At 42.7% G+C, this 23,924-nt stretch carries 25 protein-coding genes; 17 read left to right on the top strand and 8 right to left on the bottom strand.

The features are described 5' to 3' along the window. Positions 1-65: 65 nt before the first annotated feature. The 4 genes from Q4557_RS11885 to Q4557_RS11870 all read left to right on the top strand — a co-directional run bounded on the left by Q4557_RS11885 (position 66) and on the right by Q4557_RS11870 (position 3,485). The gene (locus Q4557_RS11885) at positions 66-500 is read left to right on the top strand and encodes a rhodanese-like domain-containing protein (RefSeq protein ID WP_076541491.1); all 435 of its coding nucleotides are present in this window, start codon (positions 66-68) and stop codon (positions 498-500) included. 131 nt (positions 501-631) lie between these two features. Continuing rightward, positions 632-1,120: a protein-export chaperone SecB gene (gene secB, locus Q4557_RS11880; RefSeq protein ID WP_303412911.1), complete on the top strand. Its 489-nt coding sequence runs from the start codon at positions 632-634 to the stop codon at positions 1,118-1,120. Positions 1,121-1,123: 3 nt separating this feature from the next. Further along, positions 1,124-2,140: an NAD(P)H-dependent glycerol-3-phosphate dehydrogenase gene (gene gpsA, locus Q4557_RS11875; RefSeq protein ID WP_102435372.1), complete on the top strand. Its 1,017-nt coding sequence runs from the start codon at positions 1,124-1,126 to the stop codon at positions 2,138-2,140. Positions 2,141-2,300: 160 nt separating this feature from the next. After that, positions 2,301-3,485, top strand: coding sequence for an NAD(P)/FAD-dependent oxidoreductase (locus Q4557_RS11870; protein WP_303412906.1), 1,185 nt, complete (start codon positions 2,301-2,303; stop codon positions 3,483-3,485). Between the two features lie 36 nt (positions 3,486-3,521). Here the strand turns inward: Q4557_RS11870 and Q4557_RS11865 are convergent, their stop codons facing one another. Then, on the bottom strand, positions 3,522-4,493 hold the full coding sequence (locus Q4557_RS11865; RefSeq protein ID WP_102476501.1) for a LysR family transcriptional regulator: 972 nt from the start codon (positions 4,491-4,493) through the stop codon (positions 3,522-3,524). 250 nt (positions 4,494-4,743) lie between these two features. On the opposite strand from Q4557_RS11865, the gene Q4557_RS11860 reads away from it, so the two are divergent. After that, positions 4,744-5,328: a C40 family peptidase gene (locus Q4557_RS11860; protein ID WP_303412903.1), complete on the top strand. Its 585-nt coding sequence runs from the start codon at positions 4,744-4,746 to the stop codon at positions 5,326-5,328. Between the two features lie 110 nt (positions 5,329-5,438). After that, on the top strand, positions 5,439-5,972 hold the full coding sequence (gene mog / locus Q4557_RS11855) for a molybdopterin adenylyltransferase (protein ID WP_102531651.1): 534 nt from the start codon (positions 5,439-5,441) through the stop codon (positions 5,970-5,972). 71 nt (positions 5,973-6,043) lie between these two features. Here the strand turns inward: mog and Q4557_RS11850 are convergent, their stop codons facing one another. Next, a complete protein-coding gene (locus Q4557_RS11850; RefSeq protein WP_303412900.1) occupies positions 6,044-6,223 on the bottom strand; it encodes a hypothetical protein in 180 nt (59 codons plus the stop codon). Between the two features lie 163 nt (positions 6,224-6,386). Between Q4557_RS11850 and Q4557_RS11845 the strand changes: the two genes are divergently transcribed. Further along, a complete protein-coding gene (locus Q4557_RS11845) occupies positions 6,387-7,391 on the top strand; it encodes a GlxA family transcriptional regulator (protein WP_102531650.1) in 1,005 nt (334 codons plus the stop codon). Between the two features lie 74 nt (positions 7,392-7,465). Here Q4557_RS11845 and Q4557_RS11840 read toward each other — a convergent pair whose 3' ends face one another. From Q4557_RS11840 to Q4557_RS11825, 4 genes are all read right to left on the bottom strand, one after another. Beyond that, entirely contained in the window at positions 7,466-7,702 is a 237-nt protein-coding gene (locus Q4557_RS11840; RefSeq protein WP_102531649.1) for a hypothetical protein, read from the bottom strand. Between the two features lie 103 nt (positions 7,703-7,805). Continuing rightward, a complete protein-coding gene (locus Q4557_RS11835) occupies positions 7,806-8,954 on the bottom strand; it encodes an ABC transporter permease (RefSeq protein WP_303412896.1) in 1,149 nt (382 codons plus the stop codon). Beyond that, a complete protein-coding gene (locus Q4557_RS11830) occupies positions 8,954-9,688 on the bottom strand; it encodes an ATP-binding cassette domain-containing protein (protein WP_102531647.1) in 735 nt (244 codons plus the stop codon). The genes Q4557_RS11835 and Q4557_RS11830 overlap by 1 nt, the downstream gene beginning before the upstream one ends. A gap of 2 nt (positions 9,689-9,690) precedes the next feature. Beyond that, complete coding sequence (locus Q4557_RS11825; RefSeq protein WP_303412930.1) at positions 9,691-11,124, bottom strand: alpha/beta hydrolase; 1,434 nt, start codon at positions 11,122-11,124, stop codon at positions 9,691-9,693. Positions 11,125-11,327: 203 nt separating this feature from the next. Between Q4557_RS11825 and Q4557_RS11820 the strand changes: the two genes are divergently transcribed. The 5 genes from Q4557_RS11820 (at position 11,328) to Q4557_RS11800 (ending at position 16,460) form a co-directional block, all read left to right on the top strand. Beyond that, complete coding sequence (locus Q4557_RS11820) at positions 11,328-11,702, top strand: GntR family transcriptional regulator (protein WP_229370157.1); 375 nt, start codon at positions 11,328-11,330, stop codon at positions 11,700-11,702. A 73-nt stretch (positions 11,703-11,775) separates the two neighbouring features. Further along, positions 11,776-12,618, top strand: coding sequence for an ABC transporter ATP-binding protein (locus Q4557_RS11815; RefSeq protein WP_303412888.1), 843 nt, complete (start codon positions 11,776-11,778; stop codon positions 12,616-12,618). Further along, positions 12,615-13,940: a hypothetical protein gene (locus tag Q4557_RS11810; protein ID WP_303412886.1), complete on the top strand. Its 1,326-nt coding sequence runs from the start codon at positions 12,615-12,617 to the stop codon at positions 13,938-13,940. The genes Q4557_RS11815 and Q4557_RS11810 overlap by 4 nt, the downstream gene beginning before the upstream one ends. A gap of 119 nt (positions 13,941-14,059) precedes the next feature. Continuing rightward, positions 14,060-15,853, top strand: a complete 1,794-nt coding sequence (locus tag Q4557_RS11805; protein ID WP_303412884.1) for a long-chain fatty acid--CoA ligase — start codon at positions 14,060-14,062, stop codon at positions 15,851-15,853. Positions 15,854-16,049: 196 nt separating this feature from the next. Beyond that, the gene (locus tag Q4557_RS11800) at positions 16,050-16,460 is read left to right on the top strand and encodes a thioesterase family protein (RefSeq protein ID WP_102476496.1); all 411 of its coding nucleotides are present in this window, start codon (positions 16,050-16,052) and stop codon (positions 16,458-16,460) included. A 13-nt stretch (positions 16,461-16,473) separates the two neighbouring features. On the opposite strand, the gene Q4557_RS11795 is transcribed toward Q4557_RS11800, so the two are convergent. Beyond that, positions 16,474-16,899 carry a thioesterase family protein gene (locus Q4557_RS11795; protein ID WP_102476495.1) on the bottom strand — a complete coding sequence of 142 codons (426 nt, stop codon included), beginning with the start codon at positions 16,897-16,899 and terminating at the stop codon, positions 16,474-16,476. A gap of 148 nt (positions 16,900-17,047) precedes the next feature. On the opposite strand from Q4557_RS11795, the gene Q4557_RS11790 reads away from it, so the two are divergent. Further along, complete coding sequence (locus Q4557_RS11790) at positions 17,048-18,316, top strand: hypothetical protein (protein ID WP_303412881.1); 1,269 nt, start codon at positions 17,048-17,050, stop codon at positions 18,314-18,316. A gap of 105 nt (positions 18,317-18,421) precedes the next feature. Here the strand turns inward: Q4557_RS11790 and mtnC are convergent, their stop codons facing one another. Then, positions 18,422-19,102, bottom strand: coding sequence for an acireductone synthase (gene mtnC / locus Q4557_RS11785; RefSeq protein WP_076541452.1), 681 nt, complete (start codon positions 19,100-19,102; stop codon positions 18,422-18,424). A gap of 260 nt (positions 19,103-19,362) precedes the next feature. Between mtnC and Q4557_RS11780 the strand changes: the two genes are divergently transcribed. From Q4557_RS11780 to Q4557_RS11765, 4 genes are all read left to right on the top strand, one after another. After that, positions 19,363-19,812, top strand: coding sequence for a dCMP deaminase family protein (locus Q4557_RS11780; RefSeq protein ID WP_102435917.1), 450 nt, complete (start codon positions 19,363-19,365; stop codon positions 19,810-19,812). A 345-nt stretch (positions 19,813-20,157) separates the two neighbouring features. Further along, positions 20,158-20,484: a c-type cytochrome gene (locus tag Q4557_RS11775; RefSeq protein ID WP_102435919.1), complete on the top strand. Its 327-nt coding sequence runs from the start codon at positions 20,158-20,160 to the stop codon at positions 20,482-20,484. A 186-nt stretch (positions 20,485-20,670) separates the two neighbouring features. Continuing rightward, positions 20,671-22,398, top strand: coding sequence for a DUF3373 domain-containing protein (locus Q4557_RS11770; RefSeq protein ID WP_102476493.1), 1,728 nt, complete (start codon positions 20,671-20,673; stop codon positions 22,396-22,398). Between the two features lie 38 nt (positions 22,399-22,436). Continuing rightward, a complete protein-coding gene (locus Q4557_RS11765; protein WP_303412877.1) occupies positions 22,437-23,828 on the top strand; it encodes a tetrathionate reductase family octaheme c-type cytochrome in 1,392 nt (463 codons plus the stop codon). The last annotated feature ends 96 nt before the right edge of the window (positions 23,829-23,924 follow it).

Genomic DNA, 23,924 nt, shown 5'->3' with positions numbered 1-23,924 from the left:
TAAAGATGCAATCGGTATACTCTGTGGCTTATTAATTTTAGCCATTTTTAAAGTAGGCAGAGAAGATGCAAGAATATATCGAATTTTTTCAAGCTAACCCTGTATTAAGTATCGCATGGGTTGGTTTATTTGCTGCAGTTGTGGTGATGACCATTAAATCAGCAACCTCAAAAGTGAGCAACGTCAATACTCAAGAACTGACCATGCTAATGAACAAGCAAGGCGCTAAAGTTGTTGATGTGCGCTCTCAAGACGATTACCGCAAAGGTCACATCGTTGACGCTATTCATGTGCCATTAGCAGAAATCAAAAATAATAAAGCGACTGCCCTTGAAAAGTTTAAAACCAGTCCCATTATTACTGTATGTGCTGCTGGAATGACATCTTCGCAAGCTGCTCAACTTCTTGTCGCTCAAGGGTTTGAGAATGTTCATAACCTAAAAGGCGGTATGGGTGATTGGCAAGCGGCAAACTTACCTGTTGTTAAAGGTAAGAAGTAAGATAACAAACTGGTGAGACCCAATTTACCGGGATGGTCTAAAATGTTGTCTAACGGCCACATTTTAGCGACAAGCCCAAATTTACGATTAGCTTCGCAGAAGAGCTAAAAAACATTTGAAGGTAGGAAATCATGGCTGAAGTAGCAAACAACGAAGAGCAAGCACCACAATTCAACATCCAACGCGTTTACACAAAAGATGTGTCTTTTGAAACGCCAAACAGCCCAGAAGTTTTCCAAAAAGAATGGAATCCAGAAGTTAAGCTGGATCTTGATACTCGTAGCAACAAGCTATCTGATGATGTTTATGAAGTGATCCTTTCTCTAACTGTTACTGCACAAAATGGCGAGCAAACTGCTTTCTTATGTGAAGTTCAACAAGCGGGTATCTTCTCTATCACTGGCTTAACTGAGCAACAACTTGCTCACTCTTTAGGTGCTTACTGCCCTAACGTACTATTCCCATACGCACGTGAAACAGTAGGTAACTTAGTTTCTCGTGGTACTTTCCCACAGCTTAACCTTGCTCCAGTGAACTTTGATGCACTATTTGCACAATATGTTCAACAGCGTCAGCAAGAAGCTGCTGCAGCACCAGCTGCTGAAGAAACAAACGCATAATATATGAATAACACTGCTGAAATTGCGGTTTTAGGGGCGGGGTCTTACGGCACCGCCCTTGCCATTTCTCTTGCAAGAAGTGGCCACAAGACCTTACTTTGGGGTCATGAGCCTGAGCACATGACCGCGTTAACTAACGATCGCGCCAATAATGCCTTTCTACCAGGGATTACCTTTCCTGATAGTCTTGAAATTGAAGCCGACTTAGCCACCGCACTTGCTGCCACTAAAAATGTATTGGTTGTGGTGCCAAGCCATGTGTTTGGTTTAGTACTGCAACAGGCCAAGCCTTTGCTACGAGATGATGCACGCATTGTCTGGGCGACAAAAGGTTTAGAGCCTGAAACAGGTCGATTACTGCAAGATGTTGCTCTTGAGCATCTTGGGGATAAATTTCCATTAGCAGTATTATCAGGCCCAACCTTTGCAAAAGAACTGGCTGCAGGTATGCCAACAGCAATTTCGGTAGCGGGCACCTGCCCAAGCTTCACTAATGATTTAGTGGAACTACTGCATAGCCCGAAACGTTTACGTGTTTACGCTAATGATGATTTTACCGGCTTACAATTAGGTGGCGCAGTTAAAAACGTTATCGCAATTGGCGCTGGCATGTCTGATGGCATTGGCTTTGGTGCCAATGCACGCACCGCATTAATCACTCGTGGTTTGGTTGAGCTAACCCGTTTAGGCGTTGCTTTAGGTGCTGATGCTAATACCTTTATGGGTATGGCAGGCCTTGGTGACTTAGTACTAACTTGTACCGATAACCAATCACGTAACCGTCGTTTTGGCTTGGCATTAGGTAAAGGCTGCGATGTCGATACTGCTCAAGACGAAATCGGTCAAGTGGTTGAAGGCTATCGCAACACCAAAGAAGTTTACACTTTAGCTAAACGTCTTAATGTTGAAATGCCTATCACTGAGCAAATTTACCAAGTATTATATCAAGGTAAAAGCCCAACAGATGCCGCTAAAGAGCTACTGGGTCGAGACCAAAAGTCTGAAACCATTAGTGAATAGCTAAAGGCATTGTGTAAGTGTGAATGCGACTAAAAGGGTGCTAATATAGCGCCCTTTTTTGTGGCTTAAATATACCGCTTGCTAGCTGATTAACGCTGTCGAGTAGGCAGCGTAAACTGTCACAATAATCGCCCCCAATCATTTTAAAGAGAGTAAGCTTGTGAAACATCATGACGTGATCATTATTGGCGCTGGCGCAGCAGGACTCATGTGCGCCTCTACTGCTGGCTATCGAGGTCGTGATGTTCTAGTGCTAGATAATGCTAAGCAAGCAGGCCGTAAAATTCTCATCAGTGGCGGCGGTCGTTGTAACTTCACTAATCAAAAAGTGGAACCTCACAACTTCTTGTGTGGTAACAGCCACTTTGTAAAATCTGCCTTAGCACGTTACCGTTCAAGTGACTTTATCGAGTTAGTTGAGCGTCATGGCATTGAATATCACGAGCGTGATCATGGGCAGTTATTTTGTAATGACTCAGCTAAAGACATTGTCAGCATGTTAATTACAGAGTGTGAATGGGCTGGCGCGCAAATACAGCTACGCACTGAGATTGTGTCGGTCACCAAAAATGATGCTGGGCAGTTTGCAGTCGTGACCTCAAACGGTGAGTTTAGTTGTGAGTCACTGGTGATTGCCACCGGCGGCCTATCCATGCCGAAGCTTGGCGCATCACCTTACGGTTACAAGCTTGCAGAGCAATTTGGACTAAAAGTGTTACCGACCACAGCAGGCTTAGTGCCGTTTACATGGCATGCCGAGCAAAAAACGCGTTTTGAACCGCTTTCAGGCATTGCAGTTCCATCGACTATTACTGCGGAAGACGGCACCCAATTTAGCGAAGCATTGTTATTTACCCATCGCGGTCTTTCAGGGCCCGCTATTTTACAAATTTCAAATTACTGGCAAGCAGGCCAAAGTATTAGCATTAACCTGTTACCCAATGAGTCAGCGAAAGATAAAATCGACCTAGCGCTTGCAAATCACCCTAAGCAAAGCCTACGTAACACCATTAGCCAATGGCTACCAAAGCGCTTAGTTGAAGCGTTATTTGAAGAAGCACTGCTTGATAAAGCCTTAAACCAGTTAGGCCACGGTGAACGCGATCAGATAGCAAAAGACCTTAATGAATGGTCAATCGTGATGAACGGTACCGAAGGCTATCGCACCGCAGAAGTCACCTTAGGCGGCGTTGACACTAATGAGTTATCATCTAAAACCATGCAGTCTAGCAAGGTTACTGGATTGTACTTTATTGGTGAAGTGATGGACGTCAGTGGTTGGCTCGGAGGGTTCAACTTTCAATGGGCCTGGTCGTCTGGTGTGGCGGCCGGGATGGCGGTTTAGCTTGTTTATCGCGCCAGAGCAGGGTAAACAAGCTCACTACTGCAGCTGGGTATTTTCATAGCAAGCCTGATATTCAGCTAGGTTCGTTGTCATCACCTGAGTTAACGCATCTGTGAACTCTTGCTCATGGGAATCATGGTATTGCAATGAATGTAGTGGTACTTTCCATTCATGCATGATCTTAATATTTTTATTATAAAAGTCAGTTATATCAACCAGTTCAATATCATCGCGTTTTTCACCGATAAAGTAGGGAAATATCGTTGATGCCAAGCAAATATCATTAGAATTTACCACTTTTTCAAATGCCATAAATAGGCTTGAAGTCATTAAGCTTACCTCGGGTTTCTGGTTAACTTTTTGCGCGCAAAGTTCAAAAAGGTCATTCAAGTCTGCAATGGGACCATTATTGGTTAATACCAGTTTGTGATTAAAAATGGCCTCCATGGTGATTTCATTTTTCAAAATAGGGTGGTTCTTTTTAACGGCTAAAAACCAATATTTCACCTCAGCTAACGTGCTAATTTGGACATTTTCCTGCTGACGAGTACGAGTGCCAAAAGCGTAATCAATTTTACCTTGGGCAATATATTGTTCAACGTTGTCAGCCCAGGGGTGGATGTCAACGGTTCTAGATATGCCTAAGTCTTGATTAACCTGTTCAATGGCATCAAGAATAAAGCTCGACATATGCTCTGGCGCAGCGATATGTAGCACTTTCTGCTGCAATGGCTGCCTGTTTGCAACCTGGGCCATTTCATCGTAAGCGGCAATGATGGCTTTCGCTAAAGGGTATAGGCGCGAGGCCATGGCGTTGGGCTGTAAGCCATATTGCTTTCTGATAAACAGTTCATCATGGATAACTTCACGCATGTTGCTTAGCGCTCGGCTTATCTTAGGCTGAGTGCTATTGAGTTTCTCTGCCACTATGCTGCCATTTTTAAATTCGAATAAACCGATCAGCACTTTTAACGTAAAATAATCTAGTCTTGACAGTTGTTTTTGCATAGTTTTTTACCAAGTGAGCCAGTTTGGATGAGTAAGTTAGCATAATATGTAGTTGCTAAAGTGTGCTTAAATCACACAAATACCTAAATAGGGGTATGCTTTGGGTTTTGTACGATCTATTTCTCATTATATTCAGTTAGATACTGCATTAATTTGAGGTGCTTGTTGTTGGTTTGTTCTGGTTTGGTGACGTTGAGGTTTAAGATGCTAAACTTTTATCTGCCTTGTTGGTCACAGGGGGCTTTAATTAATGAAAACCATTCCCAATACGCAGATAAAGCGTAAAAGTATTGATAGTTTCCTAGATAATGGCGAGTTAGTAGCGGAATACATCACAGAGGTGACTTTGTACAAAAAAATCCTTATTGCGTTTATTGCACTTGTCATTAGTGGTTGTGCTGCACGTATTGAGCAAACTGCTGGCAATGGTAATGCTGTCGATGGCTATAGCGTAATGACTGATGCTCAACGATGGAATGAAGCTCGTTTACTGCAATTTCACCAGCAGTGGCAGGGCACACCATATCGATTAGGCGGATTAACCAAAAAAGGCTTAGATTGTTCTGGTTTGGTGTATGTGGCTTATCAAGATCTCGTGGGGCCCAGTATTCCAAGAACTGTGCAAGGTCAAACAAGCTTAGGTACTCGCATTGCTAAAAGTGACTTACAAAGTGGTGACTTAGTGTTTTTTAAAACCACGGGCAGTGGACGTCATGTTGGGGTGTATTTGTCTGGTAATCGCTTTTTACATGTATCGACCAAAAAAGGGGTGATTATTTCCAGTATGGATAATGTTTATTGGAAACCGCGATACTGGTTTGCTAGTCGTATTTAACACCGTTTCGCTATCTGTTGATCAATCTCTCCGCTATGGCAGATAAATTATGTTATTTTAGCCTCATCTAAGTCGTTATTGTTTATGTGATCAAGTTTAAGGACCCAGTCATGACTAAAGCTAAAATCGGTATTGTTACTGTAAGTGATCGTGCCAGTGCAGGTGTATACGAAGATTTATCAGGTAAGGCCATCATTGCTGTACTAAATGAGTACTTAACCTCTGAATGGGAACCTGTTTATAAAGTTATCCCTGATGAGCAAGATGTGATTGAAGCCACCTTGATAAAAATGGCCGATGAGCAAAATTGCAGTTTGATTGTGACCACTGGTGGTACCGGCCCTGCTAAGCGTGATGTGACCCCTGAAGCCACAGAAGCGGTGTGTGATCGCATGATGCCAGGCTTTGGTGAGCTAATGCGCGCTGAGTCATTAAAGTTTGTACCAACGGCTATTTTGTCTCGTCAAACAGCAGGTTTACGCGGTGATTCACTGATTGTTAATTTACCAGGCAAGCCTAAGTCAATTCGTGAATGCTTAGATGCGGTGTTCCCAGCGATCCCTTACTGTATTGATTTGATGGATGGCCCTTTTTTAGAGTGTGATGAAGCGGTGATTAAACCGTTTAGGCCGAAAGCAAAATAGTGCACTAAGAAGTTTATTATAGTGATGAATAAAAACCAGCCGCGGCTGGTTTTTATGTTTGTAATCTAGCATTAAGCCCCTTTTCGGAGGATTAAGTTGGCAGTGTAACCGGTAAATATCACCAAACTTGGTATGGCAACAAGATGGGCAAATATATCGGGTTCAGTACTAAAGTTTAGCCAAAATAGTAATCCCCAGCTTATTAATAAATAGCCAATGCTGAGTGCGATATGCGGTATGTATTTTTTCATTGTAGTTTCCTTACTGGTATTTCATTCACTAAGTTATTACTGGCTGAGCTCCTCAATGACCAGCTTTAAACTTACATCTACCAGTATAAAAACTAGACAATCCATTAGTAAGTGTCATTATTGACAAAATCAGGGTCGATAGTGACATTGTTTGGGGTTTCTCATGAAAAGGATTTACATTCTTGCTGCGGGTAATGTTGTCGCAGGTGGTTTAGTCAGTTTTCTCGATGTGTTCAGTTTCTGTAATAGTTATTGGCGGCGGATGCATGCCGAGGTGACTGAAGACTTATTCCATTGTCAGGTCATTTCCAGTGATGGCGAAAACGTTAAAACCACCCAAGGATTCGAAATTCCTGCCAAAGGCTTTGAGCATCCTGAAGATATTTTGCAAGCTGATGCGGTTATTTTGGCAGCCTCTTTTGTGACCAATCGGCAGGAATTTCAAGCGCTGTTAACCGATTTTGAGCCATTGTTTGCGCCGCTAGCCACCTTTGTGGAAAGTGAAAAACCGTTAGCGGCTTATTGTTCTGGGACACTATTGCTAGCGGCATCGGGGCTACTTAACCAAAGGCGAGCCACGACGGTGTGGTGGCTAAGGGAAATGTTTGAGCGCAACTTTAAAGAAGTTGATTTGAGTATGGATACATTCATTGTGTCTGATGGTCAGTTTCACACCGCTGGGGCGACTACCTCAAATTTAAGTTTGGCGCTGCATTTGGTATCAATGCTGGCTGGCGAGGAGCTGGCGCAACAGATGTCGAAGATATTATTGATTGACCCCAATCGCTCTCAACAGCCTTTTATGACCATGTCTATTAATCCTGAGCAACATAATGATGAGCTGATCCAAAAGGTGCAGTTATGGATGCAGGTGGATTTGAGCCAGCATTGGTCATTGGATGACATTGCCGATAAATTTGCCGTAGGTAAACGCACCTTAATCAGACGCTTTAAAAAAGCGGTCAATGAAACACCTGCCAGTTATATGCAGCGCTTACGTGTGGATGAGGCCAAGCGATTACTTGAAACCACGGAACTGGGGATTGAGCAAATTGTTGAACGAGTGGGCTATGAAGATAGCAGCTCATTTAGGAAGTTATTTATTCAGTTAACTAGTTTGTCGCCAAGAGCATATCGACAAAAATTTAACACCCATACTTGCTGCTGATTTAAAATATAGATAAACAAAAAGCCAATAAAATCGGTGGTTTTATTGGCTTTTTTAATCGTGTTGGCAAGGTTTTACAATCCATTGATAGTTTGCTTTAAATCATAACCTGGCTCAGTGACAATGGTTTCTAGCGTAGCTATCCGCGTTTGCAGTTCTTTATTTTGCTGGCGAAGCATGCTGATTTCAGCATTATTATCTTTGTCATGTTTTGTCGATTTTATCTTGACGTAATGCTTAAACATTTCCGTGGCAGTTGTGCCCAGGGTAATGATGATAACTAAGGCCACAATGGCGTATTCTTGTTCCATACTAAACTCCTTCTATTTGATGAACCCAAGCTTGGGTTAATAACAATGACGATAGAGGCCATTTGCTGATAAAGCTCAGCAAAATGACCTGTGTTATCGACGCTTATAAACCAAAAACCACTTTCTCGCTTTTCAGCAGTTTCTCTAGTCCTAAAGCAAGTGCAACTGACAAGACTAATGTGGCACCTGAAGACACCAATAACTGCAGCATTGGGATTTCTCGCCCTTTAATAAAGGCCATTAGTGCTTGTTGCTGACCTGATACAGGCAACCACTCCAATACATCTGGTGCAATGTTATAGCTGGCAGCCATGGATAAGGCTAATGGGACAAATAGCACCATGGTTAAATAAGACTGGGCCTCTTTAAAGCTTTTGGCCATGAAAGACACAAACAGCTGTAACGTTGCCGCCATGATGGCGAGTGGAATGCCGATAAATAGCATCAGTCCCATAAAGTCAGGCGAGATGTTGACGCTAAAGCCGAGTTCCTGCCAAGGGACAAAGGTATAAGCGAATTTAGACACCAGCAAGATCAGCAGCAAGCCCAGTAAAGCAAAGCAGGTGACCGCAATGATTTTTCCCAGCACTAACTGTCGCGTGCTGATTGGGTGACTTAGCAACAAGGCGAGCGAATTACGCTCGCGTTCACCGGCACTGGTATCAATGGCCAAGTTCATGCCAGAGATAAACACCGAATAAATCATGGTGAAAATCGCGATACCCAAGATAAAGCCACCTTTAGAGTCAGGTGTAGCCTGATCTTCTACAATCACTTTAACTGGCTGTACAACCACTGGATTAATTCCGCGTGCAATTAAGCGTAAACTGCCCATTTCACTGCTGTAAGCTTGCAACTGTAGCTCAACTCTACGAATTGATTTTTGTAGCTTTTCATTAGAGTTATCTGCAATTAAGGTTACTTCAGCAGGTTTAGCTTTAGCCATATTCTCGGCGTAATCGTCACTAATAATAAGCTCAATGTCTTTGACATCTTTTACGCTGACGCCTTCATCTGTCGAGGCATTGATGCCGCGATTATTGAGAAAACGGACTAAATCAGGCGCATTGTCACTGTTAGTAATATTAATGTTTAAATCTTCTGGGCTTGATAACTGTCCGATTAACACCATAAACATGCCGCACATTAATAGCGGTGTGCCGATAGCATAATAAAGTCCAGCCATGACAGAGCGTTTGTCGCGCATGGCGTCGATGAGTTCTTTGCGAACCATTGCAATAACTGTTTTCATTAGGCTGCGATCCCTTCGTCAGTTCCAATTAATTGTATAAATGCATCTTCAAGTGAATCCTTGCCTGTTTGTTGGCAAAGCTCTTCTGGGCTGCCTGTGGCAACGACTTTACCGTCTGCCATCACAATCACTTGGTCACAAAGTGCGGCAACTTCTTGCATAACATGACTTGAAAACAGCACGCAGTGTCCAGCGGCCTTGAGCGAGAGCAAAATGTCACGCAGTAAGCGTGTACTCATCACATCCAAACCACGAGTCGGTTCATCCAAAATAATATTGGTCGGCTTGTGCACAATAGCCTGCGCTAATGCAGTTTTCATTCGCTGGCCTTGAGAAAACCCTTTGCAGCGTCTATCGGCAATATCTTCAAGTTTGAGCTGAGCAATCACATCTTGGGTTGCTTGTTTAGCGTCATTTTTTGACATGCCACTGAGCTCGGCAAAGTAGCTGATGTATTCTCTAGGCGATAAACGCTCATAGAGGCCAAATGGATCTGGGAATAAGCCCAGTTGTGCTTTGGCTTTAGTTGGCTCTTTAGCGACATCAATGCCGTCAATTTCTGCATGACCTTCATCGGCGGCAAGTAAACCAAATACAGTGCGTAGACAGGTGGTTTTACCTGCGCCATTAGGGCCAAGCAAACCCGTTATATGACCGTCATGTGCGCTGAAGCTGAGGTTATCAAGTGCTTGCACGTCACCAATTTTTTTAGATAGATTCGTTACAGTAATCATGATTATTCTTCCTCAGTTGTCGTTGGAATAACTTCAACGGTGTTGGCATTTAAGTAAAAACTACGGCTCACATCTTTTTCTAAACACTCGCCATCGATATTGTCCAGCGAGCCACTCGTGACTAAATCTGCCATTAACTCATTGCCGCAACTTTGATATGCGACCCCGTGAGTGGCGAATTTGGAGATAAAGTGTTTTGCATTGCTGAGCTTTTCGGTGGCCATTTCGCCCCAGCTTGGTGGAGTGGCAGGATCTAATTCGCCAGATAATAATAAGGTGGGGATGTCGCTTTCGATGGCATCACTAAAACTGCTATCAACTTGCGGCATATGCCATACGCTACAGGTGGCTTCTAACCCTTCAATCATGGTGGTTGCCATGTACGAGCCTTTGGCTCGTTGGCGAATGTCATCAGTAAGGCGGTGTATGTCTTCTCCACACACCACAGATGCATGCATTCCCATTGCAATCCCAGTACTGTCGGCAGTAAGGGTATAAATACCTAAAATGGGTTGATAGTTACCGATAGATGCTTGATGAATCGCATGGGGAATTAATGCGCGAATATTGGGCATATATAAGGCCATACGAATTGCGCCGTTAAACTTGCCACGGGTTAAAGTAAAATCAGCGATTTCATCGGTTTGTGGATCGCGGGTTTGCGTGACGATAGCCGCTTCAGTTAATGCGTTATCCACCTGTTGAAAATCTTGCTCAAGCGTAGGAAACTGCTGCTGACATTGGCTGTTTTTCTGACAATCTTTAAATAATAAGGCGTAGCCCCTATCAATAGCACTACCTATTGCAATCACACTTTGCTGCATTGGCACCACACCATCTAAAGTAACGGTGGCGAGCGCTTGCGGATATTCGCGCATATAAAGTTGCGCCATACGTGTGCCATAAGACACGCCGTATAAATGGAATTTGTCGTAGTTTAAGTGTTCACGTACAGCTTCAAAGTCCTTAAGTGCCGTTAAACTGCCGTACTGGCTCACATCAGCATCAATCTTATCGAGACACTTTTGCGTGTCTGCAACATAGTCCATGTCGTCATCATTAAAAGATAAGGCTGACATATTGTCGTCATCACAAGCCAAAATACTGGATTGTCCAGTACCACGTTGGTCAATTAATAGAATGTCTCTATCTTGACGCACTTTCGCCAGCACGCGATTAAAGCCTGCCGCATTTTCAATGGCTGACTGACCTGGACCACCTGCAATGGCTAACAAAGCTTGTTTTTTAAAGCTGGGTTTAATCGCAGGTAATACTGCGTAATGAATCCCAATTTGCTTGCCATCTGGTATCGCTGGATTTTCTGCCACCGTTAATGAACCGCATTGAACTTGCTCTGATAGGCCATCAACATAACAAGCTGATAGTGGTGCCTGATTTGACGTAGTCTCTTCTGCTGTCACTGACAAGCTAAGCATAGAGAGCAAACCAACTTGAATTGCGCTGATTAATTTTGATTGGCGAACCAATAACTTTGGCTTACGAACCTTATTAAACGTTCCTTGCAACATAACTTTCCCGATGTTCATAACATCTTTCCTTTTTGCATTTCAGGATGATTGTGGTAACTTAACATTAGTGTATCGGTGTATCAATGTATTAATACAGTAAGTAAAGGCTAATGCTAGAACTAATAAAAGTCAACCCCAGTAGTGGTGAACCTATTTATCGACAATTGCATGAACAAATCGTGCGATTGATTGTGGGCGGCCAACTGCAGGTAGATCAAGTACTGCCATCAGTGAGGCAACTTGCTGAACATTTAGCGGTTAACCCGATGACAGTATCCCGTGCCATTCAACAATTAGTTGAACAAGGCTGGTTAGAGCGCCGCCGTGGACAACCTACTCGTGTTGCTAATAAGCAAGATGCGCCTACGACGACAAGTTTGCAGTTATTAGAATCTCAAGCCAATGATTTAATAACTAAAGCTAAGCAATTAGGCATTTGTTTGGATGATCTAAAGTCGTTGATGGAGCAGCAGTGGGATAAGTAGTCCTAGTTTAATTTAATCTTTTTAAATACTGATAACAGCAAGCAGTAAGCACAAGATAACAAGGAACAAGTTGATGGAACACTCTGAAGTGATTCTCGAGTTTCAACAAGTCGATAAACGATTTGATGACCAAGCTGTATTAACCCAACTGAGCTTTAGCTTATCGGCTGGCATGGTTGTGGGCTTATTGGGGCAAAACGGGGCGGGTAAATCGACCTTAATGCGTGCAGCCTTAGGCATTTTAGAAATTGATGCAGGTAATATTACTACTCTAGGTGAAACCGCCACTGACCTGTCTATCGATGCGAAGGCTAAAATTGGCTATGTGCCACAACAGCCGTTTGGCTATGAAGGTTTCACTATTGCCAGTGCACTTGAATTACACAGTAGTTTTTACCCGCAATGGGATAAAGCACTTGAAACTGATTGGTTGGCTCGTTTTGGGCTTGATAGTAAACAACAAGTGCAAAAGTTATCAGTAGGGCAGCGTCAATCTTTAGCGCTAATTATGGCGATGGCGTATCGTCCCCAGTTACTGATCCTTGATGAACCAGTTGCCAGTTTAGACCCTATTGTGCGTCGTCAGTTTATGGGCGACTTATTTGAGTTAGCGCTTGAGTCTGGCTCTGCAGTGCTATTTTCATCTCACATTACCTCCGACCTTGAACGTGTTGCCAGCCATGTCGCACTGCTCAAACAAGGTGAATTAATCTTGTTTAAAGAAATTGATGCCTTACGGGAAGAGGTTGTTTTAGTGCAACTCGCAGATAACCAAGATTTACCCGAGGAGTTAACGGTGTTAAATCGCAATCAGCAACAAGTGTTAGTGGATAATGCCGATCAAATCGACATTGCTGGCGTGGTCAATACTACCTCATTAAATCTTGAACAACTGTTCATGGAACTTCACCGATGAATAGCCCGTCGCCCTCAACACAACCTAGCGCTAAAGTGACTAAAAATGCTTTTCGCAACCCATTTAAAGGATTCTACTCACTATGGCTAAGAGACTTTGGCAGTCTGAGCTTTTTGATGGGCGCTTTGCTGAGTTGTGGCCTGACAATACTCACCATAATAACTAAGCCTGAAAAAATTGACGTCATCAATCTTGCTTTAGGCATGACTATTTTATCGATGTCTTGCGCAGTAGCCTGGCAATTGATTAAATTGTCGGCCAATGAATGCGCAATGCTTATCCCTCATTATCGACAGCAGGTATTAATACAAGCTAGCAGTATATGGGCGGTGAGCTTATTTCTGAGTTTCGTGGCAATTGAGCTAAGTGAATTAACCAGTATCGCGACATTGATGCTTTTTGTCAGTATTGGTACTGGGTTTATTTATGCGTGTTTAATCAAACCGCAGCGATTCAATTATGCCATGCTGGTGTTTTTAGTCTTACCGATTACACCGCAATTAATTCACTATATTCCGCAATTACTGGCTGATTATATTGTATTGATCCCGGTGTTATTAGGGTTCTTAATTGATCGGAAGCTAAAACGTTTTAGCTGGAATCAAGATGCTCGTGCCATATATTTAAATGGCCTAGAAACGGGGTGGATGGTTGGCCCAATAGTGGGACAAAACCCTTGGTTTATTAAGCTAAGTCGCTACCTACATCCTGCCAGTTTTTTTATTGGCCCAATGCTCGGCATGGTGTTGATTGCATCATTGGTATTAAGTGCTGTTGGGGTGTTATTTGCAGCTTACATAGATGCAGACTTTCCCATTTTAATGGTGCTTTCTCAGTTAATGATTATGGTATGCGCATTAATTCACTGGACACGTGTTCAGCGTTGGCGCGCAGCCGAGACGCTATATATGCTACCAAGCTTTAGCGGTAAATCTGGCTTGGTAGAGCAGTTTTTTAAGTCGCAATTACGTTTGATGGGTATCGTGATAATGATTATGTCACTGATAACCCTGTTATCTGCTCTGTTTAACTCACAGATAACCCTGATGGTGGGCTTACATATCGTCGTGACGACGACTTGGGCATCTGGTTTGGCCTTAGCGTTCGGTGCAATGAGTCGATCTACTCTGCACGTTAGCTTATCTATGCTGCTTGTCTTTAGTAGTGCTATATGGCTTTCAACTTCATTAGTTGGCTTACGGGAGCAAGGTTCTATAAACGTTGGCTATTATTGGGGAGATTTAGGTTTACTCCTGTTAATGGGAGTTTTACTCGTTATCAGCAGAAACAAATTATGGAAAAATGGTGTTGCTGGTTTGTAAAAATCGACCTAAAACTGTGAATTGCGCTTAATTTAGACTAAAAACGCTTATTATTCCTGATGGCTTGCAGTAGAATGCCCGCAAAAGCGGAACACTTGTAAGCTTAAAGGTGGTTAGTAATGTCTCTTGAAAAATTTCACTTAGTAAGACTGCTACAGCAGCAAAGCCAAGCATTAAAAGATAAAATCGCCCTCGAAGGATTTGAGATGGCCGCTCCATGGAATAAAGTTTCTTGGAGCCAGTTTGATACTATTACCAACAAAGTCGCACAACTGTTGATCGACTTTGGACTAAAAGCCCAGGACAAAGTTGTCATTGTGGCGCAAAACAGCCCACAGTGGAGCTGTGCTGATATCGGCGCATTAAAAGCCCGTACTGTTGTCGTACCTGTATACCCAACAAGTACAATGGAACAAGCGGTGTTTATCGTAAATGATGCTCGCGCTAAAGTTATTTTCGCTGGTGATGAAAGCCAGTATGTCACCGCTCGTAAAATTCAAGCTCAATGCCCAAGTGTAGAGCACGTGATTGTATTCGACAGTCAAGTCGCATTAGTATCAGATGAGCATTTTCATTTTGATGACTTATTAATTTCTGAGACCTCGCCAGCAAGTGCAACCGAGCTAGAGTCTCGTTTATCACAAACCAGCCTTGATGATTTACTGACCCTTATTTATACCTCAGGCACCACAGGTGACCCAAAAGGTGTGATGCTGGATTACCGTAATATCGCTTCTATGGTTGAGCAGCATGATGCTGAAATCGCCTTTAAATCAGGTGATGTATCGTTAGCCTTTTTACCATTAAGCCATGTATTTGAGCGTGGTTGGACCTTCTACGTACTTTGCCGCGGTGGTCATAATGTATATCTAAATGACACCAACCGCGTTAAAGAAGCCATTGCTGCGGTTAGGCCTCATACTTTATGTGTGGTGCCACGCTTTTTAGAAAAAGTGTATAGCGCAGTTCATGACAAGGTGAATAGCGCCCCGGCAATCCGTCAAAAGCTGTTTAACTGGGCAATCGGTGTGGGTGCGCGTCAGTTTGAAGTAAGCCAAGGCCGTAAACGTGCCAGTTTCGCTTTATCTACACAGTGGAAATTGGCCAACAAATTAGTCTTTAGTAAATTGCAAAATGTACTGGGCGGACGCCTTAAATTTATGCCTGTGGGCGGCGCTGCATTAGATGTTAATGTCGGCGGTTTTTTCCATAGCATTGGCGTACCTATTTTATGTGGTTATGGCATGACAGAAACCTGCGCTACAGTAACCTGTAATACGTTAGATAACCGAGTATCGGGGTCAAACGGCAAGCCATTACATGCAATGGAAGTTAAAATTGGCGATAACAACGAAATTCTAATTCGCGGTGAGACGGTAATGCGTGGTTATTATAATCGCCCACAAGATACCGCAGAAGCTTTTGAAGATGGTTGGTTAAAAACCGGTGATGCCGGCATGCTAGATGCTGAAGGTAACTTATATATTACCGATCGCATTAAAGAGTTAATGAAAACCTCAAACGGTAAGTATATTGCGCCGCAACGGGTTGAAGGTAAGGTCAGCTGTTGTCCGTTCATCGAGCAAGTGGCTATTGTCGCAGATGCGCGCAACTATGTTTCTGCTTTGATCGTACCTGCATTTGAGTCGTTAGATGCGTGGGCAAAACAGAAAGGTATTACTTACGAGTCGCCGCTGGAATTACTGCGTCACTCTCATGTGATTGAGCATTTTGAGCAACGTTTAAAAGAGCTACAACATGAATTGGCTGGGTTTGAAAAAATTAAAAAATTCACCTTACTACCGGAAGCATTCTCAACTGAGTCAGGGTTAATCACCCCAACCATGAAGTTGCGTCGTAAGAATATTTATACTAAATATGACCGTGAAATTAATGCGATGTACGCTCGCTAGTACGGATTAAATCAGTACGGCAGTACGAATAAGTTACTGGTTTACATTTATTTCAAAAGGGAGCTGATAGCTCCCTTTTTTTGTGGCCATTATTTATAGGTGACTCAAACACGAAGGTCGCTTAAGCTATCGGCTGCCGAGTTTAAATCCGCTGGTTATAACAGCTTAAAAACAATAATAATAAAAGGACTTACCTGTGTCTGATACTCAATTTACCCTGAATCTTACGCCACGTTTTTGCGAAACCGATGCCTTAGGCCATATCAATAACACAGTGATCCCAGTGTGGTTTGAAGCGGCGCGTGAGCCGATTTTTGAGATTGTGAATCCCGGCCAAGATTTGTCGAAATGGAACATGATTATTGCTGGTTTTACGATAGCTTTTAACGCACCGACTTTTTATGGTGCTGAAGTAACGGTAAAAACCTATGTGAGCCGAGTGGGTAACAGCAGTTTTGAAATAGCTCAAAGCTGTTGGCAAAATGGTCGCCAAACAGCAGAGGCCAAAACCACCATGGTGCATTACGATTATCAAGCAGAAAAGAGTAAGCCGTTAACTGATGCAGTAAAAAGCCAACTAGCGCAACTAACTGGCCCTGCAGAGTAATCTAGCTTATAAGCTATTCGCCATGCTGCTCTAATGCTGCTAATAATTCAGCAGTCAGAGTGGCTTTTTGGCCAGTTTTAAAGTTAAACATCACCACTTTTGCGCTGCCTGTAGTGGTAATCGCTTGTTGGGCTTTACTAAAAACACGGTAATGCATCATAAAGCGGTCTTGTTTAATATCGCTGATAGTGATGCCAACCAGTAGCGTGTCAGGAAAGGTCACTGGGCGCTTAAATTTCGCTTGAGTTTCACTAAGCACTGGGCCCACCGAGGTTTTTTTCAATTCATCCATCATGTTTATTTGACTGAAAAATTCAATTCTTGCGGTTTCAAAATAGCGAAAATACACCGCATTATTGACGTGATTAAGAGCATCCATTTCTCCCCATGCCACAGGGATTTCAGTAATAATTGAGTTTTGCGCGATAAACTGTTCCATAACACCACTTTATTTAAACGTTTGTTTGAATTTTGTGCAGCATATCAGTCGCTAACAAATTCAACAACCTCGGCTAATTCTTTGCTATCGATTTGCCAATATGCTTTGATGATTAATAATGATGTCATTGCTAGGGAACGCGCAGAACTTGAAATCCTTAAACTATGCTCGCTTGCAGCAGCTAATCAGCGAACCCATAAATAGTTGGCGCGCCTTGCCAGGCGCTATTATCACCTACTTTAAAACCGTTATCGGCAAGCTCACCGTGGCGCAAAAGCTATACTTTATTGCGTTTCTGCTGATGCTGGTTTTTGATGGTTTCACCTTAGTGGCTATCATTGCCATGATTGCGATGATGGTCGAGTTTTGGCCACTATTTACTAAAACCTGGCATAGTTTGGCCGGCAAAGCCTTTTTATTATTATTTTATGCGGTGATAGCTAACTTTTCACTAGTATGGGCTGGTACCGTGGTGAATGAAGTCACCGGTATTTCGGCTCAGCACTTAGCTTATACCCACAATTTAGTGGTGCTGCTGTATATGCCTGTGTGGTTTGTGGTGATCAGTGGCATCGCTTTAATGCTGCTTCAGTTTGCTATCCCACTATATTTTGTATTTCGACCATTTTTTAAATTGGTTGGTGTGAAAGCGATTAGCTTTACCAACAGCGAGCATTACCGTAAACGGACTATTTTGTTACGGGTGATCCTGGCTTATATCGTGCTGACCAATATCTTGCTGCTGGGAGATTTTGAACACAGTTTTGATAGCATTGACCCCAAGGCCAGAATGGCGAGCTTATTAAAAGAAGAAGCCAGTGTGCAGGGAAGAAATGTTGTTAAAGCGCCAGAGCCTACAACGCAAGAGCCAATTCCTGCAAAGCCAATCGCTGAAGAGAAAATCCCCCAAGAGCTTGAACAGCTGGTTAAAGATATGACGGGTAATTCTATCGCTGAAATTAACCAGGGTAATTTAGCGCCAGCGGATATTACTGCAGATTTAGCAGAGCCTACCTCTGAACAATCAACACCTGAACAAGTTGGCTTTGAAGAAGTTGAATTTGAAAAGACTAAGCAGCTGATTGAAGATATTACCGGAGAATCAATCGAAGATATTGCGGCCGATGATTCATTTAATATTAACCTTAGCGATGAAAATACTGAACGCCGTTATGACTTAGTGCGTGAAGCTTACCGAGTGTTGGTAAGAAGCATGGTAGCAGGCTTTGTGTATTATTTTGAAGCTGACCAATTTTCTCGTTGTGAGCACATTAAAGACAGTAAAGTGGTTGAGCTTAATGACTATGAAATTTTAGAGATTAGCGCTGATAAAGAGAAAGGTAAATACGGCTACACATTTACAGTTAAGCAGTGTATTTCTCCTGCGTTTCCAGCGTCTTATTATTCGGCCCAATAAGTGGTTTTGCAAATTTGAAGGCTGGTTTTAGATAGCTTATTTTGTAAGACGTAAGCCATAAAAAAACGACCATCAAGGTCGTTTTTTTATGGTCGTTAACCATGCTTAATCAATGGTTAACTCAGCAAAGCTTTTGATTTGCGCAAACTTAGCCGTTTTTTGGTTTTCAAAACGCACCATATGGCGGGTATGTAGACCTGCTGCTTCAGCGGCTTTTAGCTCTTCTACCACATCAGAGATAAACAATACCTGCTTAGGGCTCAAGCTGATGGTATTTAAGATATTGCAGTAGGCCTGCTTATCTAATTTGTTACCGGTACGGGTATCAAAATGGCCACTAAATTTAGGGGTTAAATCACCCGCATCGCTGTGGCTAAATAATAGTTTTTGCGCTTCAGCAGAGCCTGACGAAAAGCTATAAAGACGAATATTGCTCGCTTCTAAGCCTGGCATGGCATCAATAAAATCTGGATAGATATGGCCTGTAAACTCGTTAGCGGCATAACCTTGCTTCCAAATTAACCCTTGTAAGGTTTTTAATGGCGTAGCTTTGCGGTCTTCATCAATCCATTGAGAGAGGATTTCAGTAACGCGTTCAATTGACGCATCCGCTTCTAATGCTAAGTCGCGTACATCACTGATACAGTATTCAACTAGCGGGTTATGTTGATTTTGCGCTAGAAAATCACCCATAGCCTTTTTTGAATAAGGAAATAGTACATCTTGAATAAAATCTAGATCAGTGGTGGTGCCCGCTGTATCTACGATAATCGCTCTAATACCCATAATGAATATGTACTCCAATCCTTAAGTTTGCCTGCTGAAGATCCTAAGCTTTATTGGGGCTATTGGCTAGTCCAAATAACAACTTGTGGCGCAGTAACGCACAAATCAGTCGGCAGTATTTATATTTTTGCTAGCTACGCAGATGAAAACAGCCAATATTCAACAATCTTACTGTAGAAAAGGTGAGAATGTTAACAACATTAGGTATGATGAATTCAGTTACTTAGCTAAAAACATCATCACCTTAAAAGGCTATTACTATGATCTCAAAATGGGCAAAACGATTTTTCCAAATGGCAGAACTGGTAGGCTCTTGGAGTAAAGATCCCTCTACCCAAGTGGGCGCGGTGATCACCAAGCATAACCGTATAGTGTCTGTTGGCTTTAATGGTTATCCCCATGGTATTTCTGACAGTGCAGAAACCGATGACCGTGATATGAAGCTACTTAAAACCCTGCATGCGGAAGAAAATGCCATTTTATTTGCTAAGCGAGATTTAGATGGTTGTGATATTTGGGTGACCCATTTTCCTTGCCCTAACTGTGCTGCCAAGATTATCCAAACCGGGATAACCGGGGTGTTCTGCCCTGAGCAAAGCACAGACTTTTTGTCTCGCTGGGGCGACAAGATTAAAATTAGCCAAGATATGTTTTTACAAGCTGGGGTTAAAGTGAACTGGTTACCGATAAACGAACTTAGCGACGATTAACCTTACTGTAACTAATACGCTGAAGAAGTCGCCTTATTGGCGACTTTTTTTGTGGTTGATTTTCGGGTTATAGCTTGCGTCATTTTATTTCACTGCTGTACTCATTCACCCCTAGCTAAGTTTTTCACAACTTACTAATACTTAAAAAGTATAAAAATCAGTATTGTTATTACTCGCTCAATTAGATTTTATTCAATTATATTTTTATCAATTAGATTTATCTCATGAATATGATCAAGGTCAAATTAATGTCTACCTATTTTAAGTAACATCTTTAACAAGGCATTAAAGATTTGGTTTGTCTTGATTGATAAAAAGAACTAAAGAAAAATTGATGAGGTAGTAATGATGAACAAAAAAATAGCGATGACAGTAGCCTTAGTGGCAATGTGCATGATTGGCGGCAGTTTTGCAGCTGATGGCGGCAACCCTAAAAAGGGTAAACATCTGTATAAAAAACAATGTAAAGCTTGCCATAGTGTCGGCACCGAAGGCCCTGAGTTAACCCCAATGGCAAAAACCATGAGCCAGTGGGACAGATTTTTCAAGCGCGATCAACATAAGGCTAAGCCTGAAGTATTCAAAGCCCTATCAGAAAAAGATCTGAAAGATATTCAGCAGTTTTTATATGACCACGCAGCGGACTCTGATCAGCCACAAACCTGCGGCTAGCGGAAATCGTGCGTCCTGATGGCGGCTTAGACTTAATGCAAAAGTCAGAATAAGCCAGCAACACCATCAGTTAATCCAGATAAAAAGCAGAAAAATTGAGTTTATCGCTCAGGGATTTCTGCAGCCAAAATTTAGCCTAAACCTATGTATTTGGATGGTTTAGGCAAAATAAAAGGAAGCCAAATTATGCGTACCTTAATATCAATACTCGTTGCCAATGCATTAGCGTTTAGTGGTGCGGCCATGGCCGCAGCACCGTCATCAGCCAATGATGATGCTCAAAAAATGGCAGAGCTAAAACAGCAATTAACCGAAATAACCGAAGAGCTTGACGATCTTAATTCACGGGTGGATAAAACTGAGCGCCATAGCGCCTTAGATAGATTAACTATCACAGGTGACTTTAGAACCAAAGTGCATTCATTGCACTATCAAGATGTGACTTGGAATCCTGCCATTAATGTTAATTTTTCAGATTTTGGCGCCAAAGCCATGTCAGGAGCATTTGGCGACCCTACTAGCGCTGACTCACCACTTGGGCAAATGATGGCGACCAATCCTGCTTTAGCTCAAGCATTTCAAAGTGGCCAATTACAAGGTGTTATGCCCTATGTACTCGCGCCTAAAACAGTTCAAGACATCGACAATGACTTACTTTATACCACTCGTTTACGCTTAAATATGAAAGCTAAAGTGTGGGATAACGTCAGCTTTGCGGGTCGTTTATCTATGTATAAAAACTGGGGCGATTCAACTGGCACACAAGTGTTTGATTCATGGCGCTCATTCACCATGGATGGCACCAGTAGTGGCAATACCAGTGGTGATTGGCTCAGAGTGGAAAGAGCCTATTTTGACTGGCGTAATATAGGTGGCAGTCAAACTTACCTGTCAATTGGTCGTCGTCCATCAACTTACGGCCCACCAAGTCATTACCGTGAAAACGAAATGCGTGGCGGTACCCCATCTGGTCATTTAGTTAACTTTAACTTTGACGGCGCCACTTTAGGTTACAAACTCGGTGAAATTACTGGTATTGATGGCCAAGTGGTGCGCTTTTGCTATGGCCAAGGTTTTGAGTCTCAGTGGGGCAATGGCGAAATGTTTGGCGATATCGTCACCAAAGATACCCATTTAGGCGGCTTTAATATTGATGCCATTAACGATGGTAACCACTTCTTACAGTTAACCTTATTTGGCGCCAAAGATGTTAATGATGGCTTCAAAGGCACCATGGCATTTCCAACTCAGTTGGCAGGTATATTTGCGCCAACCATGTATCAAGATATGCAAAAGTTCGACAACTTTAACTTTGTCACCCGCGTACAACCCAGCGGCGTGATTGGTGATATGTACTTAGGTGGTTTGGGTTATGCCTATGAAAGTGATGAAGACTTTAAAGCCTTTGCTTCATTAGGCTGGACTCGCGCTGAGCCAAATGGCAACAGCGGTATGTTTGGTGGCATGTTATCTGATGCCGTTTTTGAAGCGCAGCTTAACAGCACCGGTACTGAAATCATTATGATGCCAACGGTTGCTGATGATGCCTCAACAAAAGACGGCTATGGTATTTATGTTGGTTTCCAAATGCCTGCACCAATGGGTAAATTTGGCCTTGAATATAACTATGGCTCTGAATACTGGACGCCGTTCACCCAAGCTCAAGATGACCCAATTGGCAGCAAATTAGCGACTCGTGGCCATGTTGCTGAAGCCTATTACATCTTTGATATCAATCCTAAAATGTTTATCAAGGTCGCAGGGCTGTATTACGACTATGAATATACCGGTAGTGGCACTCCAGTGGGCGCACCGCAAAAAATTGATGATGTGATTGCAGGCTCTGCCTATTCCATGTTGCCTGTTGTTGATACTGCTTATGATGTAAATGCATCATTAACAGTTAATTTCTAAACATGGTGCCCCTGCGTGGCAGGGGCTAGGAGTGCTATATGAAAACCATGAAATTAGTAGTCGCATTAGCCTTTTGCAGTCAGATGGCCTATGCAGAATTTGATCATAAAGAAGTGATTGAGGGGCCGTTTACCCAAGGCTCTGACGTCACTGAGCAATGTATTGAATGCCATGAAGACCATGCGAAAGAGTTTATGAAATCTTCCCATTGGACTTGGGAGTTAGAGCAAGAATTACCAGGCCGCACTGTGAAGCGCGGTAAAAAAAATAGTATCAATAATTTTTGTGTCTCCATTAGTGGTAACGAGCCGCGCTGCACCAGTTGTCATGCGGGTTATGGCTGGAAAGACAACAGCTTTGACTTTACTGATATGACTAAAGTGGATTGTTTAGTGTGCCATGACACCACAGGAACTTATATCAAAGAGCCTGCAGGCGCGGGTGAAGCGATGGCGAAAGTGAATCTTGAGCGGGTAGCACAAAATGTCGGCCAACCGGTTCGAGATAACTGCGGTACTTGCCATTTTTATGGTGGCGGTGGTGACGCGGTGAAGCATGGGGATTTAGACTCTTCCATGTCATATCCTGAAAAAGATACCGATGTGCATATGGACACTGACGGCAATGACTTCCAATGCCAAACCTGTCATACCACTGCAAGTCATCAAATCTCTGGCAATGCCATGGGCGTGTCACCGGGGGGAGAAAACCCCATTGGTTGTGAAAACTGCCATGACAGTGCGCCCCATGACAATAAAAAGCTTAATACTCATACTGCTGCGGTCGCCTGTCAAACCTGTCACATCCCATTTTTTGCTCGTAATGAGCCAACAAAAATGCGCTGGGACTGGTCAACAGCAGGGCAAGAGTTAACTGAAACCAAAGACAAAAACGGCAAAAAAACCTTTATGAATAAGAAAGGGAGTTTTGAATGGCAAAAAATGGTGCCGCCGCAATATGCTTGGTTTAACGGTAAAGCTGATGCCTATATGGCGGGTGATAAAATTGATCCAGCTCAGGTGATAAAACTCACTTATCCTTTGGGTGATATCAATGACAGCAAAGCCAAAATCTACCCGTTTAAAGTCCATACTGGTAAACAGATATTCGACAGCAAATTGAATATTTTAATTACCCCTAAAGTGTTTGGTAAAAATGGCTATTGGGACAAGTTCGATTGGGACTTAGCATCAAAACTTGGCATGGAAGCTAATACCACCATGAAAGACAAAGGCCTCAGTTATAGCGGTGAACATGGCTTTGTGGAAACTGAAATGTGGTGGCGTATCAATCACATGGTTTCACCTAAAGAGCAAGCCCTACAATGTAGCGATTGCCATAACAAAGGTCAGCGCCTTGATTGGCAAGCATTAGGTTATGACGGCGACCCAATGAAGAATAAAAAGGGCAAACGTCACCCAACTGATTAAGGTTATTGGTTTAATCAAAATCGTTTAAATTTGAACCTTGTTTACAGTGATTAAAAAGTGCTTAGCCCGAAAAGGTTAAGCACTTTTTTGTTGTTA

This window comes from Shewanella sp. 5_MG-2023 (genome assembly GCF_030547465.1).
Classification (GTDB): Bacteria; Pseudomonadota; Gammaproteobacteria; order Enterobacterales; family Shewanellaceae; genus Shewanella.
Note: the sequence above shows the minus strand (reverse complement) of the source record. Positions and strands in the feature narration are given on the sequence as shown.

Coding starts and splice junctions, on each gene's coding strand:
- mog (WP_102531651.1), top strand. CDS start 5,439: ATGACTAAAGCTAAAATCGGTATTGTTACTGTAAGTGATCGTGCCAGT.
- Q4557_RS11835 (WP_303412896.1), bottom strand. CDS start 8,954: ATGAAAACAGTTATTGCAATGGTTCGCAAAGAACTCATCGACGCCATG.
- Q4557_RS11830 (WP_102531647.1), bottom strand. CDS start 9,688: ATGATTACTGTAACGAATCTATCTAAAAAAATTGGTGACGTGCAAGCA.
- secB (WP_303412911.1), top strand. CDS start 632: ATGGCTGAAGTAGCAAACAACGAAGAGCAAGCACCACAATTCAACATC.
- Q4557_RS11845 (WP_102531650.1), top strand. CDS start 6,387: ATGAAAAGGATTTACATTCTTGCTGCGGGTAATGTTGTCGCAGGTGGT.
- Q4557_RS11825 (WP_303412930.1), bottom strand. CDS start 11,124: ATGCTTAGCTTGTCAGTGACAGCAGAAGAGACTACGTCAAATCAGGCA.
- Q4557_RS11865 (WP_102476501.1), bottom strand. CDS start 4,493: ATGCAAAAACAACTGTCAAGACTAGATTATTTTACGTTAAAAGTGCTG.
- Q4557_RS11860 (WP_303412903.1), top strand. CDS start 4,744: ATGAAAACCATTCCCAATACGCAGATAAAGCGTAAAAGTATTGATAGT.
- Q4557_RS11770 (WP_102476493.1), top strand. CDS start 20,671: ATGCGTACCTTAATATCAATACTCGTTGCCAATGCATTAGCGTTTAGT.
- Q4557_RS11810 (WP_303412886.1), top strand. CDS start 12,615: ATGAATAGCCCGTCGCCCTCAACACAACCTAGCGCTAAAGTGACTAAA.
- mtnC (WP_076541452.1), bottom strand. CDS start 19,102: ATGGGTATTAGAGCGATTATCGTAGATACAGCGGGCACCACCACTGAT.
- gpsA (WP_102435372.1), top strand. CDS start 1,124: ATGAATAACACTGCTGAAATTGCGGTTTTAGGGGCGGGGTCTTACGGC.
- Q4557_RS11820 (WP_229370157.1), top strand. CDS start 11,328: ATGCTAGAACTAATAAAAGTCAACCCCAGTAGTGGTGAACCTATTTAT.
- Q4557_RS11780 (WP_102435917.1), top strand. CDS start 19,363: ATGATCTCAAAATGGGCAAAACGATTTTTCCAAATGGCAGAACTGGTA.
- Q4557_RS11840 (WP_102531649.1), bottom strand. CDS start 7,702: ATGGAACAAGAATACGCCATTGTGGCCTTAGTTATCATCATTACCCTG.
- Q4557_RS11765 (WP_303412877.1), top strand. CDS start 22,437: ATGAAAACCATGAAATTAGTAGTCGCATTAGCCTTTTGCAGTCAGATG.
- Q4557_RS11775 (WP_102435919.1), top strand. CDS start 20,158: ATGATGAACAAAAAAATAGCGATGACAGTAGCCTTAGTGGCAATGTGC.
- Q4557_RS11815 (WP_303412888.1), top strand. CDS start 11,776: ATGGAACACTCTGAAGTGATTCTCGAGTTTCAACAAGTCGATAAACGA.
- Q4557_RS11885 (WP_076541491.1), top strand. CDS start 66: ATGCAAGAATATATCGAATTTTTTCAAGCTAACCCTGTATTAAGTATC.
- Q4557_RS11850 (WP_303412900.1), bottom strand. CDS start 6,223: ATGAAAAAATACATACCGCATATCGCACTCAGCATTGGCTATTTATTA.
- Q4557_RS11805 (WP_303412884.1), top strand. CDS start 14,060: ATGTCTCTTGAAAAATTTCACTTAGTAAGACTGCTACAGCAGCAAAGC.
- Q4557_RS11795 (WP_102476495.1), bottom strand. CDS start 16,899: ATGGAACAGTTTATCGCGCAAAACTCAATTATTACTGAAATCCCTGTG.